At 70.0% G+C, this 14,798-nt stretch carries 13 protein-coding genes and 2 pseudogenes; 10 read left to right on the top strand and 5 right to left on the bottom strand.

The window, feature by feature from the left end; translation table 11 throughout:
• Positions 1–11: 11 nt before the first annotated feature.
• Positions 12–1,118, bottom strand: coding sequence for an LLM class flavin-dependent oxidoreductase (locus tag ABD357_RS34160; RefSeq protein WP_344395101.1), 1,107 nt, complete (start codon positions 1,116–1,118; stop codon positions 12–14).
• 544 nt (positions 1,119–1,662) lie between these two features.
• Between ABD357_RS34160 and ABD357_RS34155 the strand changes: the two genes are divergently transcribed.
• Positions 1,663–1,812 carry a pirin-like C-terminal cupin domain-containing protein gene (locus ABD357_RS34155; RefSeq protein WP_344395100.1) on the top strand — a complete coding sequence of 50 codons (150 nt, stop codon included), beginning with the start codon at positions 1,663–1,665 and terminating at the stop codon, positions 1,810–1,812.
• Positions 1,813–1,844: 32 nt separating this feature from the next.
• Positions 1,845–2,000: a hypothetical protein gene (locus ABD357_RS34150; RefSeq protein WP_344395099.1), complete on the top strand. Its 156-nt coding sequence runs from the start codon at positions 1,845–1,847 to the stop codon at positions 1,998–2,000.
• A 34-nt stretch (positions 2,001–2,034) separates the two neighbouring features.
• On the opposite strand, the gene ABD357_RS34145 is transcribed toward ABD357_RS34150, so the two are convergent.
• Positions 2,035–2,817 (bottom strand): TioE family transcriptional regulator, encoded by a 783-nt coding sequence (locus ABD357_RS34145; protein ID WP_344395098.1) that lies wholly within the window; start codon positions 2,815–2,817, stop codon positions 2,035–2,037.
• A 58-nt stretch (positions 2,818–2,875) separates the two neighbouring features.
• Here ABD357_RS34145 and ABD357_RS34140 point away from each other — a divergent pair, with 58 nt between their 5' ends.
• Positions 2,876–4,108, top strand: coding sequence for an erythromycin esterase family protein (locus ABD357_RS34140; protein ID WP_344395097.1), 1,233 nt, complete (start codon positions 2,876–2,878; stop codon positions 4,106–4,108).
• Between the two features lie 37 nt (positions 4,109–4,145).
• Here ABD357_RS34140 and ABD357_RS34135 read toward each other — a convergent pair.
• Positions 4,146–4,530: pseudogene (locus ABD357_RS34135) on the bottom strand (FAD-dependent oxidoreductase); the annotation flags it as partial.
• A 147-nt stretch (positions 4,531–4,677) separates the two neighbouring features.
• Here ABD357_RS34135 and ABD357_RS34130 point away from each other — a divergent pair.
• The 3 genes from ABD357_RS34130 to ABD357_RS34120 all read left to right on the top strand — a co-directional run bounded on the left by ABD357_RS34130 (position 4,678) and on the right by ABD357_RS34120 (position 8,383).
• Positions 4,678–5,376, top strand: coding sequence for a TetR/AcrR family transcriptional regulator (locus ABD357_RS34130; protein WP_344395096.1), 699 nt, complete (start codon positions 4,678–4,680; stop codon positions 5,374–5,376).
• A gap of 50 nt (positions 5,377–5,426) precedes the next feature.
• A complete protein-coding gene (locus tag ABD357_RS34125; RefSeq protein WP_344395095.1) occupies positions 5,427–6,950 on the top strand; it encodes an FAD-dependent monooxygenase in 1,524 nt (507 codons plus the stop codon).
• 218 nt (positions 6,951–7,168) lie between these two features.
• A complete protein-coding gene (locus tag ABD357_RS34120; RefSeq protein ID WP_344395094.1) occupies positions 7,169–8,383 on the top strand; it encodes an SGNH/GDSL hydrolase family protein in 1,215 nt (404 codons plus the stop codon).
• Between the two features lie 57 nt (positions 8,384–8,440).
• Here the strand turns inward: ABD357_RS34120 and ABD357_RS34115 are convergent, their stop codons facing one another.
• Together ABD357_RS34115 and ABD357_RS34110 are read right to left on the bottom strand one after the other, a co-directional pair.
• Positions 8,441–9,064, bottom strand: coding sequence for a hypothetical protein (locus ABD357_RS34115; protein WP_344395093.1), 624 nt, complete (start codon positions 9,062–9,064; stop codon positions 8,441–8,443).
• A gap of 41 nt (positions 9,065–9,105) precedes the next feature.
• A complete protein-coding gene (locus ABD357_RS34110; protein ID WP_344395092.1) occupies positions 9,106–9,282 on the bottom strand; it encodes a hypothetical protein in 177 nt (58 codons plus the stop codon).
• 89 nt (positions 9,283–9,371) lie between these two features.
• Between ABD357_RS34110 and adhP the strand changes: the two genes are divergently transcribed.
• From adhP to ABD357_RS44900, 4 genes and pseudogenes are all read left to right on the top strand, one after another.
• A complete protein-coding gene (gene adhP / locus ABD357_RS34105; RefSeq protein ID WP_344395091.1) occupies positions 9,372–10,382 on the top strand; it encodes an alcohol dehydrogenase AdhP in 1,011 nt (336 codons plus the stop codon).
• 100 nt (positions 10,383–10,482) lie between these two features.
• Positions 10,483–13,176: a pyruvate, phosphate dikinase gene (gene ppdK / locus ABD357_RS34100; RefSeq protein ID WP_344395090.1), complete on the top strand. Its 2,694-nt coding sequence runs from the start codon at positions 10,483–10,485 to the stop codon at positions 13,174–13,176.
• 295 nt (positions 13,177–13,471) lie between these two features.
• Complete coding sequence (locus tag ABD357_RS34095; RefSeq protein WP_344395089.1) at positions 13,472–14,197, top strand: CBS domain-containing protein; 726 nt, start codon at positions 13,472–13,474, stop codon at positions 14,195–14,197.
• A 480-nt stretch (positions 14,198–14,677) separates the two neighbouring features.
• A pseudogene (locus tag ABD357_RS44900) lies at positions 14,678–14,798 on the top strand (hypothetical protein); the annotation flags it as partial.

The following is a 14,798-nucleotide window of genomic DNA, read 5'->3' as shown; positions in this document are numbered from 1 at the left end:
TCGTACGGGTCTCAGGCCGCCGTTTCAGCGGTGGGTGCGCGCTCCGCGTCGCGGGCGGCGAGCAGCGAGGCGTGGGTGGGGGCGTCGGGCACGTCGGCCGGCCGGTGCTTGGCGAACTCCTTCCGCAGCACCGGTACGACCTCCTCGCCGAGCATGTCGATCTGCTCCAGCACGGCCTTCTGCGGGACTCCGCCGCCGTCCACGATGAACAGCTGGCGCTGGTAGTCGCCGAAGTGTTCGCGGAAGGTGAGCGTCTTCTCGATGACCTGCTCGGGAGTGCCGACGGTCAGCGGGGTCTGCTCCATGTACTCCTCCATGGAGACGCCGCCGCCCATCACCGGTGAGTGGTCGAAGACCGGGCGGAACTCGCGGATCGCGTCCTGGGAGTTGTGGCGCATGTAGACGTGACCGCCCAGGCCGACGATGGCCTGTTCGGGGCTGCCATGGCCGTAGTACGCGTACCGCTCCCGGTAGAGGTCGATCAGCTTCTTGGTGTGCTCCTTGGGCCAGAAGATGTTGTTGTGGAAGAAGCCGTCGCCGTAGTACGCGGCCTGCTCGGCGATCTCCGGGGAACGGATGGAGCCGTGCCAGACGAACGGCGGTACGCCGTCCAGTGGCCGGGGCGTGGAGGTGAAGCCCTGAAGCGGGGTGCGGAACCGCCCCTCCCAGTCGACGACGTCCTCGCGCCACAGCCGGTGCAGCAGGGCGTAGTTCTCGATGGCGAGGTTGATGCCCTGCCGGATGTCCTGCCCGAACCAGGGGTAGACCGGGCCGGTGTTGCCGCGGCCCATCACCAGATCCACGCGACCGTCCGCCAGGTGCTGCAGCATCGCGTAGTCCTCGGCGATCTTCACCGGGTCGTTGGTGGTGATCAGCGTGGTCGCCGTGGACAGGATGATCCGCTCGGTCCGGGCGGCGATCCAGCCCAGCAGCGTCGTCGGCGAGGACGGCACGAACGGCGGGTTGTGGTGCTCGCCGGTCGCGAATACGTCCAGCCCCACCTCTTCCGCCTTCTGCGCGATCTCGACCATTGCCTTGATCCGCTCATGCTCGGTCGGCGTACGGCCGGTCGTGGGGTCGGTGGCCACATCACCGACGGTGAAGATGCCGAACTGCATCGTCCTCAGCCCTTCATTCATGTTGTTGATGGATCAACCGTACCCCTCCAACACACCCCGGAGCTTTCCTATTCCGCCCCGCCGACAGCGGCTCCCCCGTCAGCCCGGCTCCCTCTCCGGCCATCGCGAGACGCGGGGCGCCGCGAGGTCGGCGTTGCCGACCTGCGAGGCCGCCCGGCACAGGGACCACCATTTGATTGACACATCATCTACGTCTGCCTAGAGTCCCCTCTTGACGAATCAACCACGAAAACCTGCGTCCACCCCGCCCCCGGCGTGGCCCGCACGGAAGGAACCACTCCACGTACGCCACCGCCGCCATTCTCAGCGCCCTCCTCGCCCTTGTGACGCTGGCAGCGGGTGCGCCCAAGGCGCTCCTCAAGGGATACAGCGCGCTGGTATACGCCCTCGCGGGCCACGGCACGGTCGGCGGCGAAGCCCGACCGATCCGGGAGGGCCGGCTCGCCCCCTTCGGCGCCGGTGACGCACTGCGTCTGGCCGCCGACCGCGTGCAGGACTCCCGCTCCCCAAGCTGGAGCTCTTCGTGCTGGGCGGTCGGCCCATCCGCGAACCCGTCGTCCAGTACGGCCCGTTTGTGATGAACACCCCCGAAGAGGTCCAGCAGGCGTTCGAGGACTACCAGGCGGGCCGTCTCGGTGTCATCCCCGCCCAACACCTCCCCCACACTTCCTGAACTTCCCGCACCACCACCGACTGCCCACGAACTTGTCAGCCGAGCCCGTCGGCGCCGATCTGGACGGCGGATTCGTCGAGCAGGGCCACTTGGTGCGATTCGTGGGTGGCCAGGCCGAGGTGGTGCAGGCGGGGCCGGTGCGGGTGCGCTCGATGCCGTTGGCGGTGTTGGTGGAGGGGCCCCTTTGAGGGACGACGGCGACGATCAGCGGGAGCTCGGGGGCTATTGGGTGGCTGAATCGGAACCGTGGTCGACCAGACGGTGGTGCGGGGCGCTCGGCCTGTCCCTGGGCGCGGCCGGTCGACAGTTGAGGTAGGCGTCCAGTGCTGCGGCGCCGGTGAGCATGGCGCGGCTTCGGTCCGCGATGCGGGCGTGCCAGTCGCGCAGCGTCGACTCGAGTGGCGCGATGCCTCCGGCAGAACGGACCTGGGCGATCAGCGGGGCGACCTGTTCGAGCAGGTAGCCGCCTCGTCTGAGCTGGTGGGCCAGAAGGGCGTCGCGTACGTCGGCCGCGCTGTACACCCGGTAGCCCGTCAGCGGGTCGCGGCGCGGCTGGACCAGGCCGGCGCGTTCCCATTTGCGGAGGGTGGCCGGGCGGACGCCGAGCCTTCTCGCCAGGGGGCCGACGAACATCTCGCCGCGTTCCTGGGGTGCGGGCTCGAGGTCGCCGAGCGCGGCCTCGACGGCCTGGAGGGTGCGACGGTCCTCGAGTAGCTGGACGTGACTTTCGTCGATGAGCCGAAGCGCGTCCTCGGTGGCGTCCTGGTTGATCGCCTGCATGATCGCCGTGGCCGTCTGGTGGCCGTGTCCGGGCACCAGAGCGAGGAACGCGTGCAGGGCTTGCGCGTGCAGCGGTGTGTAGGTGCGGTAGCCGTGCGAGGTGCGTTCGGCGGCCGGAAGGATGCCGGCCGCCTCGTAGTTCCTGACCGCCTGTGTGGACAGACCGTGCGCTCGCGCCAGGTCAACCGGCCTGAGCTGACCACCGGTTTGAAGGTTTTTCCTCACTGTCCTGCCAATATCGACGAAAAGTTTCCACTGTTGGTTCAACGATACCGTTGAGGGCATGACTGTTGATGTCACAGACTCCGCCCTTGTCGTCGACCCTGCAACCGTCATGGGATTGCTCCCGGCCAGGCCGCGGCTGCTCGCCCTGGGCGAGCCCACCCATGGCGAGGACGATCTGCTCGAGCTGCGAAACGATCTCTTCCGGCAACTCGTCGAGCAGGAGGGCTTCCGCACGATCGCAATCGAGAGCGACTGCATGATGGGCCTGGTCCTGGACGACTACGTCACCTCGGGCACCGGCACCCTCGACGACGTCATGGAGCGAGGCTTCAGCCACGAGTGGGGCGCCTTCGCGGGCAACCGCGAGCTGGTGCGCTGGATGCGCGCGTACAACGACGGCCGGCCCGCCTCCGAGCAGGTCCGCTTCGCCGGTTTCGACGGCCCGCTGGAGATCACCGGCGCCGCGAGCCCTCGGCAGGCCCTCACCGAACTCCACGCCTACCTCACCGACTGGGCCGCCGCCGACCTGCTTCCCTGCACCGCGGAAACGCTCGACCGCCTGCTCGGCGCTGACGACCGCTGGACCAATCCTGCCGCGATGATGGATCCGTCCCAGTCCGTGGGGCAGACGCCCGACGCCCAGCAACTGCGGCTGCTCGCCGATGATCTGGTGGCCCTGCTCGACGCGCAGACGCCACAGCTGATCGCGGCGTCCTCGCGGGAGGACTGGCACCGGGCACGCCTGTACGGGCGTACCGCCACCGGGCTGCTGCGCTACCACTTCTGGATGGCCGACACGTCACCGAGCCGCATGGCGTGGCTGCTGGCCCTGCGGGACTCGATGATGTCCGCCAACCTGCTCGCCCTCGCCGAACGGGGCCCGACGCTGGTGTCCGCCCACAACGGCCATCTGCAGCGGGCCAAGAGCACGATGCGCATGTGGGACCAGCCGCTGCTGGAGTGGTGGAGCGCCGGCGCGATCGTCAGCGCCCACCTGGGCGAGGAATACGCCTTCCTGGCCACGGCCCTGGGCACGATCCGCCATCAAGGGGTGGACTCCCCGCCCACGGATACCATTGAGGGGCTGCTGTACGCGCTCCCGCAGCAGCCCTGCCTGATCGACGCCCGCCAACTGGCCGTAGCACTCGCCGACGCGACACCCGCCCACCGAGAGTCCCCCTGGTACGGCTACTCCCCGCTCGACCCGGCACACCTGGCCGGCACCGACGGGATCGTGTTCGTCAAGGATGCCCGGCGGAACCAGGCGCCCCCGGCGTTCAGCAACGACTGACAGTGAGGACTGGCGATGGCATCGCTCGGGGTCTGATGCGGCCGTCTCCGAGGCTGCGGGCGCCAGTGACCTTGCGACCCCAGTGGACGGTGTCGTGCGGGAGCGCGTCGAGCAGCATCCGTCGCAGGTCCGCGCGCTGTGCTTCCGGGCGGCCGCCGGTGCCGTCGTCACCTTTCTCGAACAGGACACGGCCGTCCTGTCCCAGAGCGCGCATCGCCTGGCGCCCCTCCAAAACGCTGGCGCGGAATTCCGTCATCAGCCCGGCCGCCTCGATGGCGCGCTGCCCGTTGTAGTCGTGCATGTCGAGCATCCCACCTGCACCGCGCCTCGGGCGATGCTTCCACCTCGTAGACCTCTACCGGTATGCCGTGTACGTACAGAACGCGGGCCAGCGTGAGTCCGCCGAGCCCGGCTCCGGTGATCCTGACGTGTTACATGACGCCCCTTTGTTCTTGCGGCCGGCGTCGACCGACCAACACGTTGGTGCACTATTCCAAAGTGGGACCGTACGGCACTTTGGTACGGCGCACCAATTTGGATCGCTGCACCAAATATGCCACCATCTTGGTATGACGACGCGAGCACGCCGACCACAGCGGCGCAACCAGGTGCTCTCCCGGGAGCAGATCATCAACACTGCGGTCGAGATGCTCGATGCGGGCGGCGAGAGCGCGCTGACCATCCGGGCACTGACCGAACGGCTGTCCACCGGTTCCGGGGCGATCTACTACCACGTGGGCACCCGTGACGAGCTGCTCGACACGGCGACGGAAACCGTGATCGGCGCGGCGCTGGCGACCCGGCCCGCCGGGGCCGCGGCCACGCCCGGGGACGAGATCCGTGTCGTCGCGCTGGCCCTGTTCGACGCGATCGCCGCACATCAGTGGCTCGCCACGCGACTGACCCTCCAGATCATCCGAAATCCGGTCGGCCCGGTGACGGTGGGGATCTTCGAGCGGATCGGCGGGCAGATGGGCGCCTTGGGCGTGCCGCGAGCCTCCTGGTTCGACGCGGCCTCGACGCTCGTGCACTACATCCTCGGAGCCGTCAGCCAGAACGCCCGCATCGAGGGGGACACCTCAGGGATCAACCACGACGGGGACCGCGACGAGTTCCTCGACGCGGCATCGACGGCATGGCAGGGCCTCGACCCGGAGGCTTACCCGTTCATGCACGCCATCGTCGGCCAGATGCGCGAGCACGACGACCGCGAGCAGTTCCTCACCGGCATCGCCGTCATCCTCGACGGCCTCACCCATCTGTGCTGACCCGGCCGATCTGGTGCCCCCCTCGTTCGTTTCTCAAAAGGACACCTCTCATGCATGACGTAGTGATCGCGGGCGGCGGCCCGGTCGGTCTGTTCCTGGCCGGCGAGCTGGCCCTGTCCGGCTGCTCGGTTCTGGTCCTTGAGCGGGACCCGGAACTCACCTCGCCCCTGAAGGCGTTCCCGCTCGGTCTGCGGGGCCTGAACGCCGGGTCGGCCGAGACGTTCTACCGCCGCGGCCTGCTGGAAGCGATGACGCAGGCTTCGGGAGTCAACCTGGAGAAGGTGGGCGCGGATCCGGAAGCGGTCGAGGCGCCCGACCCTCGTGAGCTGAGCCATTTCGCGGGCATGACGCTCGACGCGGCCGACATCGACACAGCCGCCCTCCCCCCTCGGCTGCCCAGCCCGGCGATGGAGGGGTTCATGACAAGCCTGGAGGCGGCCGGATCGGTGCTGTCCGAGCGAGCCACCGCGCTCGGAGTCGAGATCACCCGGAATGCTCCCGTCACGGCTGTGGCGCAGGACACCGAATCTGTCCTCGTCACGGCAGGCGGCCAGGAGTACGAGGGGCGCTGGCTGGTGGGCTGCGACGGCGGGCGCAGCGCCGTACGTCAGCTCGCCGGCTTCGAATTCGTCGGCACCGAGCCGCTGTTCACCGGCTACGTCGCCAAGGTCACCTTCGCCGACCCCGAGCAGCTGCCGCTCGGGTTCAACCTGACGCCGCACGGCATGTATCTGCGTACGCCCCTCGAAGGGCACCTGGGCATGATGGACTTCGACGGCGGCACCTTCGACCGCTCCCAGCCGCTGACCCGCGAACACCTCCAGACTGTCCTACGCCGCATCAGCGGCACCGACGTGACGCTGCGCGCGGTCCATCTCGCCTCCAGCTTCACCGACCGCGCGATGCAGACGACGACGTATCGCGAGGGCCGTGTACTGCTCGCCGGCGACGCAGCACACATCCACTCGCCCCTGGGCGGCCAGGGCCTCAACCTCGGCATCGGCGACGCCGTCAACCTCGGCTGGAAGCTCGCCGCCACCGTACGCGGCTCCGCTCCCGAGGGCCTGCTCGACACCTACACCACCGAGCGGCACCCCGTCGGCGCCGCCGTGCTCGACTGGTCCCGAGCCCAGGTCGCGACCATGAAGCCGGGCCCCTACGCCCCAGCACTGCGTCAACTCGTCCACGATCTGATGCGCACCACCGACGGAACGACCCACGTGTACCGAAAGACGTCGGGGCTGTTCAACCGCTGCGACCTGGGCAGCGAACAGCCCCTCATCGGCCGCACCGCCCCGGACTTCCGCTTCGAGGACGGCACCCGCCTCGGCGAACTTCTGCGTCAGGGGCAGGGAGTTGTGCTCGACTTCAGCACCGACCGCGCACTGCAGGTCGCGGCCAAGGGGTGGGCAGGCCGGATCCACTACGCGGCCGGCCCGGCGCGCAACGACCTCGGGCTGGGTGCCGCGCTGATTCGGCCCGACGGCGTCGTGGCCTGGGCGAGCGGGCCCGCCCCGGATCGCGACGCGTTCGAGCAGGCGACTGCCCAGTGGTTCGGCGCGCCGCAGAGCTAGAACGACCAGCGGCTCCCCGGCCCGTTCCAGACGCGGTGCCGTTCACCCCGCTGCGGATCGACTTCCCCTGCGCCGGAGCATCGGTCTGCAAGCGCAAGACCGCGAACGAGGCCCAGGCCCCTCCACCGCATCAGGTAAGGCCGCCTGACATCGAACTCGTCGAACACCAACACCCTCAAGCACCGCCCGTCATACCCGACAGCCGAAGGGCAACGACCGTGAACAGCGCCATCAACACCTCCTCCAGCTCCGAAGGTTCGGCCCCGCACACAGTTGCATGGGTTCGCACCTGGGGCGCCTCCCCTCAGGCACCGGACAACTCCGTCAGCTGCATCGAGCCCTTCGAGAACGCGACGCTGCGGCAAATCGTCCGCCTCACAGGCGGCGGACACCGCATCCGCATCCGCATCCGCAACGAGTACGGAACCGCACCGCTGACCATCGGCGCCGCCCGTGTCGCCATCACGGACACCGACGACGGAATCCAGCACGGAAGCGATCACGCGGTGACCTTCAGCGGCCGGCCGAGCGCCACCGTGCCGGCGGGCGCGCCGATCCTCAGTGACCCCATCGATCTGCCGACCGCCGCGTTGTCTCGGCTGACCGTCAGCCTCTACCTGCCTGGCCGAGTCGACACCGCAACCTGCCACGGGACCTTCCACACGCTCGGCTGGCTCATCCCCGGCGACGCGACCGCCCTCGTGTCGCTGCCCGCGGACGCCGCCCCCTTGCCAGCACAAGCCCTGATCACGGCCGTGGAAGTGAAGCCTGAGACTCCGACCCAGGCCATCGCCGTAATCGGCGACTCTCGCGTCGATGGCATGGGATCCACCCCCGGCACCGACCGACGCTGGACGGACAGGCTCGCCGAACGTCTGGCAGCCCGCGGCGGACAGGCACTCTGTGTGGTCAGCCAGGGCATCAACGGAAACCGCATGCTCACCGACGGCATCGGCACCGCCGCCCTCGCCCGCTTCGACCGCGACATCCTTGCCACGCCTGGCCTCGGCCACGTGGTGATCGCCGTGGGCAACGACCTCATCTTCTCCTTCGCCCCACGCACCGAGGAGACCGCCGGATTCCTCTCGATGTTCCCCGGCTCACCCGTCGGCGTCGACGACATCATCGCCGCCCACATCCAACTGGCGGCACGCGCCCGCGCGCACGGCGTGAAGGTCTACGCCGCGACCATTGCCCCCTACGGCAGCTCGGAAATGTACTCAGCCGAGGGTGACAAGGCGCGCGAGCAGGTCAACTCATGGATCCACACGAGCGGCACCTTCGACGGCGTACTCGACTTCGACGCTGTCTGGCGCGACCCCGCCGACCCCACCCACATCCGCAGCGACCTGCACATGGGTGACAACCTCCACGGCAGTGACGCGGGCTATGCCGCCCTCGCGGAATCCATCGACCTCTCTCTCTTCGACTGACAGTACTGGTACAGGTGGCGATCGGGCATCGTCCGCCACTCGTCGACGGCACCCGGGCTACGCAGCGGGCGGTGTGCCCGCCGAACCGGCAGTGCTTATGGTGTGGTGCTGATCGCGGCCCACATGGACACCGATCCGGGCCCCCAGCGTGACGAGCCCGGCCACACACGCCGCGCCAAGCCACATCAGCTGTCCGGCCGTCATCTGCACCTCGAGCTTGGCCTGCACCCGCCCCTGCGGGTCCTGGTAGACGGTCAGCCGGTCGCCGATCCGGGTGTCCTCGTCGCACCTCGGACCGGCGACATCCGCCTCGGTCCCGTCCGGCAGGCGAATCCGGCAGGCATGGCCGGGGACACCACTCGGCTGCGAGACGAAGTCGCGGCGCTCTGATACCACGGCCGTCACCTGCCCCCCTCGCCGGTCGAGGACGGCGTCGCCGTAGAACACGAGTGGCATCACCATCAGGACGGCCAGCAGCCCCACCGCAACGCAGTAGGGCCAGCGGAGGCCCAGGAGCCCCACGACGATCATGACGACGAGGCCCGTCATGAAGATCACGACGCCCAGGATCGCCGGGCCTTCCACGCCGGATGAGCGGTGTATCACCAGCGCGCTGGAGCCGATCCACAGCGCGGCCACCGCCAGGCCGCCGGCCGCTCCCAGCAGTCCCCAACCGACCATCCCCCGACTCTGCCAGCCGGCCGCGTGCCGGTGAATGGCCGTCAGCTCTGCGGGAGCCGGGCGGTGACGCATGCGGTGAGGTCGAGCGGGTGGTTGGTGTGGCCCCACTCGTTGTCGTACCAGCCGACGATCTTGACCAGCTCGCCGTGTGCCCGGGTCAGGGGTGCGTCCCAGGACGCAGGCCGGCGCCCCTCGTGGGTGGGGCCGGTCGGCCCCACCCACGAGGACTTCCAGCACCTGCCGCCGCACCGGGCCCCGGATCGATGCTGGCACCGCACCGACACAGACAGAGCTTGAGGAGCATGCCATGAAGGCAGCAGTAGTCCGGTCGTTCGGCGAGCCGCTGGTGATCGAGGAGCGGCCCGATCCGGAGCCCGGCCCCGGCCAGGTCCGTATCCGGCTCGAGGCGTCCGGCCTGTGCCACACCGACATCCACGCCGCGCACGGCGACTGGCCCGTCAAGCCCAGCCCCCCGTTCGTCCCCGGCCACGAGGGCGTCGGCATCGTCGAGGCGCTCGGCGACGGCGTGACGCACCTGGCCGTCGGTCGGCGGGTGGCCGTGCCCTGGCTGGGCTGGGCCTGCGGGCGCTGCGAGCACTGCCTGTCCGGCTGGGAGACGCTGTGCGAGAAGCAGCAGAACACCGGCTACAGCGTGGACGGCGGCTACGCCGAGAAGATGCTCGCCCCGGCCGACTTCGCCGCTGTGGTCCCCGACGGCATCGATCCGCGCGACGCGGCCCCGCTGACCTGTGCCGGTGTGACCACGTACAAGGCGCTCAAGGTCGCCGACGTACGTCCCACCCAGCTGGTGGCGATCTCTGGCATCGGCGGGCTCGGCCACCTCGCCGTGCAGTACGCGAAGATCGCCGGAGCCACCGTCGCCGCGATCGACGTCACCGACGACAAACTCGAACTCGCCCGCGAGCTGGGCGCTGACATCCTCATCGACGCCCGCAAGGAGGACCCCGCCGAGGTGCTGAAGCAGCACGGCGGCGCCCACGCCGCGATCGCGCTGGCCGTCAACGAGCAGGCGTTCGCCTCCGTGTACGGCGGACTGCGACGCGGCGGCAAACTGGTCATGGTCGCCCTGCCCGCCGGCGGCACCATCCAGGTCCCGATCTTCGACACCGTCCTGAACGGCACCTCGGTCATCGGCTCCATCGTCGGCACCCGCCAGGACCTGGACGAGGTGTTCCAGCTGCACGCCGCAGGCCGTACCAAGGTGATCTACGAGACCCGGCCGCTGGACACCGTCAACGACTCCATCACCGAGGTCCTGAACGGCCAGATCAAGGCACGCATCGTCTTCGAGATGTGACCCACCCACCGCCTGGCCACCGCGTGCCGACCTCGGTACGGCACGCGGCAGACGGCCGGGCACCACGATTCCCCGGGAAGCCGGAAGGAAGAGCACCGTCATGGTCCGTTACGTGTACGACTTCACCGAGGGCGGCCGTGACATGGCCGGCCTGCTCGGCGGCAAGGGCGCCAACCTGGCCGAGATGACCCGCATGGGCCTGCCGGTCCCGCCCGGCTTCACCGTCACCACCGAAGCCTGCCGCGCCTTCCTCGCCACCGGCACCGAGCCGGACGGCCTGGCCCGCGAGATCTCCGAACACCTGACCGTCCTGGAGCAGGTCGCAGGACGACGGCTGGGGCAGCCGGACGACCCGCTGCTGCTGTCCGTCCGCTCCGGGGCCCGCTTCTCCATGCCCGGCATGATGGAGACGATCCTCGACATCGGCCTGGGCGACGACTCCGTGCTCGGCCTGGCGAAGACCTCCGGGAACGAGCGCTTCGCCTGGGACTCCTACCGCCGCCTGGTGCAGATGTTCGGCAGCACCGTCATGGGCGTCGACAGCTCAGTGTTCGAGCAGGCCATGACGCAGCTCAAGGACCTGCGCGGCGCCCCGGACGATCTCCACCTGGACGCGGGCGACCTCGCCCAGCTCGTGGAGACGTACAAGAACCTGATCAAGCACGAGACCGGGGAGGACTTCCCCCAGCTCCCGGCGGAGCAGCTGCGCCGGGCGGTGCTGGCCGTCTTCGAGTCCTGGAACGGCGAACGCGCCCGCCTCTACCGCCGCCGCGAACACATTCCCGACGACCTGGGCACCGCAGTCAACGTACAGACCATGGTCTTCGGCAACCTCGGCCCCGACTCCGGCAGCGGCGTCGCCTTCACCCGCGACCCGGCCACCGGCGCCCGCGGCGTGTACGGCGACTACCTGTCCAACGCGCAGGGCGAGGACGTCGTCGCCGGCATCCGCAACACCGTGCCGCTGGACGAACTGGGCCGCCTGAACCCCGAGGCGTTCGCCCAACTCCGCGACCACATGCGGACGTTGGAGACCCACTACCGGGACCTGTGCGACATCGAGTTCACTATCGAGCGCGGCAAGCTGTGGATGCTGCAGACCCGGGTGGGCAAGCGCACCGCGGAGGCCGCGTTCGCCATCGCCGCCGAGCTGGTCGACGAAGATCTGATCACTCCGGACGAGGGTCTGGCGCGCGTCAGCGGTGACGGCCTCGCCCGGCTGATGTTCCCCCGCTTCGACACCGCGGCCGTCGGCCAGGCGCTTGCGCACGGCATTCCGGCCTCGCCGGGTGCCGCCGTCGGGGCTGCGGTATTCGACTCCGCCGAAGCGGTCCGGCGTGCCGCCGCCGGGGAGAAGGTCGTCCTCGTACGGCAGGAGACGACCCCTGACGACCTGCCCGGCATGGTCGCCGCCCAGGCCGTGCTGACCAGCCGTGGCGGCAAGACCAGCCACGCGGCCGTCGTCGCCCGCGGCATGGGCAAGGTGTGCGTGTGCGGGGCCGAAGAGATCACCGTGGACCCGCAGGGGCGTCGCTTCCTCGTGGGCGGCACCGTCGTGGAGGAGGGCACCGTCCTATCGGTGGACGGCTCCGAGGGGGCGGTCTACCCGGGCGCGGCTCCGTTGGTCGACTCCGCCGTGATGCGGTACTTCGAGACCGACGAGCGGGGCGAGCGCTCGGCCGGGCTGGTCGACGCCGTGGCCCGCGCCATGCAACAAGCCGACGGCATACGGCGGTTGGGCGTGCGGGCGAACGCGGACACACCCGAGGACGCCGCCCGTGCCCGCCGGTTCGGAGCCGAGGGCATCGGGCTGTGCCGCACCGAGCACATGTTCCTCGGCGACCGCAGGCAGCTGGTCGAGGCGATGATCCTGGCCCGCACCGACACCGAACGCGAACGCGCCCTCGCCGCGCTGCTGCCGCTCCAGCGGCAGGACTTCGTCGGGATCCTGGAGGCCATGGACGGCCTGCCGGTCACCATCCGCCTCCTCGACCCGCCCCTCCACGAGTTCCTGCCCGACCGCACCGAACTCGCCGTACGCATCGCCGCCGCCGAAGCCCACGGCAACCCGCCCAGCGCGCACGACGCCGAACTGCTGGACGCCGTGAACCGCATGCACGAGGAGAACCCGATGCTCGGCCTGCGCGGCGTACGCCTGGGGCTGGTAGCACCGGGACTCGTCGCCATGCAGGTACGGGCCATCGCCGAGGCGGTCGTGGACCGCAAGCGCGCGGGCGGCGACCCACAGGCGGAGATCATGGTCCCGCTCATCGACACGGTCGAGGAGCTCCGGCTCGTCCGCGAAGAAGTGGAACAGGTACTGGCCGAGGTCTCCAAGGCCTCGGGCGTCCCCATCCAGTGCCCGGTCGGCACAATGATCGAGCTGCCCCGGGCGGCGCTCACCGCGGGCCGGATCGCCGAGGAGGCGCAGTTCTTCTCCTTCGGCACCAACGACCTGACCCAGACCACCTGGGGCTTCTCCCGCGACGACGTCGAGGCGGCGTTCTTCTCCGCCTACCTCGACAAGGGCATCTTCAAAGTGTCCCCGTTCGAGACGATCGACCGCGAAGGCGTGGGCCGCCTGGTCGAGATCGCGGTCGCCGAGGGCCGCGCCGCCCGGCCCGGCCTGAAGATCGGCGTCTGCGGGGAGCACGGCGGGGACCCGGACTCCGTGCACTTCTTCCACGCGGCAGGCCTCGACTACGTCTCCTGCTCACCGTTCCGCGTCCCGGTCGCCCGCCTGGAAGCCGGACGGGCCGCGCTTCCCGAAACGGACGCCGGCGACAGCCGGTGACGCACAGGGCCGCCCCGGTGTGCCGATGAGAGGGCGGTTCGGCCCGGGGCTCGGGACCAGTTGGCCCCTGCACCACCGAGGCGGTGTGCGAGAGGCTGAAGGGGCATCGGGGGGCCGGCTACCCGGGACAGTCCAAAGGGACGGCAGCGGTCGGACCGGCCGCCCTCACCCGCGAGTTCCGGCCCCCGATGCCCACCGCAGGAGCACGTCCCCTGCAAGGATTCGTCGGCTCGCAGGGGCCGTGCGCAAGGGACACCGGTCGCGCTCCGCACGCACCAGTGCGAAGGGAACTGCCATGAAGACCTCCAAGGTCGGCGAGGTGATGACCTCCGAGGTCATCCGGGCCCGCCGGGAGACACCGTTCAAGGACGTGGCACAGCTGCTGGCCCGGCACCGGATCAGCGGGCTGCCGGTCGTCGACGCCGACGACAAGGTCCTCGGCGTGATCTCCGAAACCGATCTGATGCACCGGCAGGCGGCGAAGGCCAAACGGGACCGGGGAGGCCGCTTCCGGCTGCCGGCCCTGCGCCGGAAGGCACGTATCGCCGCCACCAAGGCCCGTGCCCTGACCGCCGGGCAGCTGATGTCGACGCCCGCGATCACCGTGCACCCCGAACAGCGCGTCGCGGACGCCGCACGGGTGATGGAACGCCATCACATCGAACGACTGCCCGTGGTGGACGAAGAGGACCGCCTGATCGGCATCGCCACCCGCCGTGACCTGCTGCGGGTCTTCCTGCGCACCGACGAGGAGATCCGTCAGGAGATCATCGACGAGGTCCTGACCCGCGCCATGTGCCTGCCGCCCCACACCGTCATCGTGTCGGTCCACGACGGCACGGCCACGCTGGAGGGACGCCTGGAACGCCGCAGCGACATCCCGCTGGTGGTCCAGCTGACCTGGCGGGTCGACGGCGTGGTGGGCGTGATGAACAGCCTCACCTTCCGCATCGACGACACCCGGCCGCCCGAGAAGCACCCCTCGCGCCGGGTCGCGCACCACTGGCTTCCCGAGCGGTAGCGCTCCGCTGGGTGCGGCTCGAAGCTGCGGGTCCGTCGTGGCTGGTCGCGCAGTTCCCCGCGCCCCTGAACGGGCGCGATAGCGCACCCGACTTCGGGCGGGTGCCGACCGGCCCTGGTGACCCGGGCCGGTCAGGACCTGACCGGGACCTTCGTCGCCTGGGGGGTGGCTCCCGCGTGCGGGACGGTGGTCGTGGGGGCGGTACCGGTCCCTCGCGGTGCCGCTCCCCGTACGGCCCGTTGCCGGTCTTCCGGCCGACGATCTCGACGATGGAGGCGTAATGCTCATGACCCGACAGGACGCCCGACCCCGAGCCGCCTCCTCGGGCGGTGCGCCGTCCAAGACCGCCATCGCGGTGGACCGGCTGGTCACAGGCGGGCTGAAGGAACGCCTACGAGGACCGGTGCGCGCCCGCCAACCCACGCATGCCGATGCTGGACGACATGCAGCAGCTCATGCGGGCGGCGCTCCGTCCCGGCGGTGCTCCTGGAGAACACCCCGGCAGTCTTCGTGACGGAGGCGGGACCCGGCCGCCGGCAGGTCCGCGCCGAGGTCCGCTGGACCGCCGCGGACGGCTCCACGCGCACCGGCACGGCCGAGC

This window comes from Streptomyces vastus (assembly GCF_039532825.1).
Lineage (GTDB): Bacteria > Actinomycetota > Actinomycetes > Streptomycetales > Streptomycetaceae > Streptomyces > Streptomyces vastus.
Note: the sequence above shows the minus strand (reverse complement) of the source record. Positions and strands in the feature narration are given on the sequence as shown.

Coding starts and splice junctions, on each gene's coding strand:
- ABD357_RS34125 (WP_344395095.1), top strand. CDS start 5,427: ATGCATGACGTAGTGATCGCGGGCGGCGGCCCGGTCGGTCTGTTCCTG.
- ABD357_RS34140 (WP_344395097.1), top strand. CDS start 2,876: ATGACTGTTGATGTCACAGACTCCGCCCTTGTCGTCGACCCTGCAACC.
- adhP (WP_344395091.1), top strand. CDS start 9,372: ATGAAGGCAGCAGTAGTCCGGTCGTTCGGCGAGCCGCTGGTGATCGAG.
- ABD357_RS34095 (WP_344395089.1), top strand. CDS start 13,472: ATGAAGACCTCCAAGGTCGGCGAGGTGATGACCTCCGAGGTCATCCGG.
- ABD357_RS34115 (WP_344395093.1), bottom strand. CDS start 9,064: ATGGTCGGTTGGGGACTGCTGGGAGCGGCCGGCGGCCTGGCGGTGGCC.
- ABD357_RS34160 (WP_344395101.1), bottom strand. CDS start 1,118: ATGCAGTTCGGCATCTTCACCGTCGGTGATGTGGCCACCGACCCCACG.
- ppdK (WP_344395090.1), top strand. CDS start 10,483: ATGGTCCGTTACGTGTACGACTTCACCGAGGGCGGCCGTGACATGGCC.
- ABD357_RS34130 (WP_344395096.1), top strand. CDS start 4,678: ATGACGACGCGAGCACGCCGACCACAGCGGCGCAACCAGGTGCTCTCC.